The sequence below is a fragment of the Pseudarthrobacter sp. AG30 genome, assembly GCF_003116525.1.
Lineage (GTDB): Bacteria > Actinomycetota > Actinomycetes > Actinomycetales > Micrococcaceae > Arthrobacter.
The window spans coordinates 1-1,446 of record NZ_QEHL01000039.1; the positions used below are offsets into that span (position 1 = coordinate 1).

Here is a 1,446-nt window from a genome sequence, read left to right on the forward strand (position 1 = left end):
TTTTCATACACAACGACGCGGACGCTGCTGACCCCAGGCCACACCTCGACGGCGTTTTGGGTGACAGCGTCAAATCGGACCCCCGCAGATTTCTCAAAGCAGGGACTGCCCCCGGTTTTGTTGACTCCTTGACCTAGCGAGCTTGTGCTCGTGGAAGGATGTTGAGCATGCCCACGGCTTATGGGGCGGAGTTCCGCCAGGATGTTATTGATGTGGCCCGGAAGGGCGAGGCGCCGCTGACGCAGATTGCGAAGGACTTCGGACTGTCTGTCACGACACTCAAGCGCTGGATCGCCATCGCCGAACGTAAAGAAACCGGTGCCGGCCCGGCGGCGGCGGAGTCGGCCGAGATGCGGGAGCTGAAGAAGCGCAACCGCCTGCTGGAACAGGAGAATGAGATCCTGCGCCGGGCGGCTGCCTATCTGGCCAGGGACATCAACCCAAAATGATGTACCCGCTGGTCACGGATCTTGCCGCCGATGGTGTTCCCGTGGCGGTGACCTGCAGGGTATTGGGATTCAGCAAGCAAGGCTACTACCGGTGGAGGGCCAGTCCGGTGACGGAACGCGATTGGGTCGATGCGCACCTGGTCAACGCCGCCCTGGACATCCACACCGACGACCCCGCATTCGGGTACCGGTTCATCGCCGACGAGCTCCCGGAGAAGGGCATCGTGGCGGGCGAGAACAGGGTCCAGCGGCTGTGCAGGGACCACGGCATCTGGTCGGTGTTCTCGAAGAAACGGGGCCTGAACCGCAGACCCGGGCCACCGGTCCACGACGACCTGGTCGATCGGGATTTCACCGCCGCAGCGCCGAACGAACTGTGGCTGACGGACATCACCGAACACCCCACCGCAGAGGGCAAGCTCTACCTCTGCGCGGTGAAGGACGTCTATTCCGGCAGGATCGTCGGGTACTCCATGGACTCACGAATGAAGTCCTCGCTGGCCGTCGCCGCACTGGAGAACGCGGTGCGCTCACGCCGCCCGGCAGGGACAGTGGTCCACTCGGACCGCGGGTCCCAGTTCCGGTCACGCCGGTTCGTCGAATCACTCCTGCACCACGGGCTCACCGGATCGATGGGCAGGGTCGGTGCGTGCGCGGACAACGCCGCAATGGAATCGTTCTTCTCGCTGCTGCAGAAGAACGTCCTGGACCGTCAACGGTGGCTGACCAGGCAGGAACTCCGGCTCGCCATCACGACCTGGATCGAAAGGACCTACCACCGCCGGCGAAGGCAAAGACGGCTGGGCAAACTCACGCCCATCGAATATGAAACAATCAACCGGACCGCGCTCACAGCGGCCTAAGACCCCAAGTCAACAAAAGCCGGGGCAGTCCCGCACTCAGTCTTACCTGGACAGTCAACCTCGAATTCCAAGTCGTCAGCGTGCCGTCCTACCGCCGAGAAATCAAGCGTGAGGATGTTCGGTTCAAGCGATGC

1 protein-coding gene is annotated in these 1,446 nt (G+C 62.7%); it reads left to right on the plus strand.

Features of this window, described 5'->3' with window-relative positions; genetic code table 11:
• The first annotated feature begins 167 nt into the window (after positions 1–167).
• Positions 168–1,312 (plus strand): IS3 family transposase gene (locus DC347_RS20945; protein WP_109864350.1). Its coding sequence is split into 2 segments (ribosomal slippage): positions 168–444 and positions 444–1,312, totalling 1,146 coding nucleotides; the frame shifts between segments, so codons are not numbered across the junction.
• Positions 1,313–1,446: the final 134 nt, after the last annotated feature.